The following is a 1029-nucleotide window of genomic DNA, read 5'->3' as shown; positions in this document are numbered from 1 at the left end:
AAGATGCTGGAAAGTACGACCGGATCAAAGATACCTTGGAAACGGATGTTGTGGATGGTGATCACTTTACGGATGTCCTTGAATGCCTGCACCCAATGGTATTTGTCCACCAACAACACCGGCACCATTGCGGTGTGCCAGTCATTGACATGCACAACATCCGGGATGAAATCTATTTTTTCCATCATTTCGCAGATGGCAAGGGAAAAGAAGCCGAATCTTTCGCCATCATCCAATTGTCCATAGAATGATGAGCGGTCAAAATACGTTTTGTTGTCTATGAAGTAATAGGTGATACCCTCTAAAACCAATGTCTTGATGCCACAGTACATACTTTTCCAGCCCACTTGCACACGGAAAGATATTAGCTCCTCCACTTGTTCTTTATATTTTTCGGGCATCGTCGAATAGTACGGCAAAACAACCCTGATATCTACTCCTTGCTTCACCAATTCCTTCGGCAAAGCGTAGGCTACATCGCCTAGACCGCCTGTTTTAAAAAAAGGTGCTGCCTCACTGGATGCAAATAGGACTTTCATTATGTGACCTTCTTTCTAAAATGATTCAATGTTTTTATGAAGTGCTGATATTCGCTGTTGTATTCATTGTTCAAGTCTGACCATTCCAATTGCGAATAAAAACGCCATTCAAGGAATTGGCCGATTTCATTTCCCATAAAGTTCAATTTTTTGCCGGGATGAGCCATCATAAACGCTTGCATTGTCCGCAAGGTTGCAAATTGGTTGTATCTGTCGCCAGGCACTTTCCCTAACAAGGATTGTTTTCCATGGACAACTTCATCGTGTGAAAAAGGAAGAATGAAGTTCTCATTGAACGCATACATGAACGAGAAGGTGATCAGGTTGAAATTATCTTTCCTGAACAACGGATCCATTTCGAAGAATTTCAGCGTATCATTCATCCAACCCATATTCCACTTGTAATTGAATCCTAAGCCGCCCATTTCGATTGGCTTCGTCACATTCGCCCAAGCGGTGCTCTCTTCAGCGATCATGTAGGCATCAGGGG

The 1029-nt window shown here is 43.0% G+C and carries 1 protein-coding gene and 1 pseudogene; both read right to left on the bottom strand.

Features of this window, described 5'->3' with window-relative positions; translation table 11 throughout:
- On the bottom strand, positions 1-539 hold a 539-nt coding region (locus tag BM101_RS13810; RefSeq protein ID WP_177194539.1), incomplete at its 3' end, for a glycogen synthase.
- 11 nt (positions 540-550) lie between these two features.
- Positions 551-1029 (bottom strand): annotated as a pseudogene (locus BM101_RS13805) (1,4-alpha-glucan branching protein GlgB); the annotation flags it as partial.

It is taken from the genome of Trichococcus palustris (assembly GCF_900114465.1).
GTDB classification, from domain to species: Bacteria; Bacillota; Bacilli; order Lactobacillales; family Aerococcaceae; genus Trichococcus; species Trichococcus palustris.
Note: the sequence above shows the minus strand (reverse complement) of the source record. Positions and strands in the feature narration are given on the sequence as shown.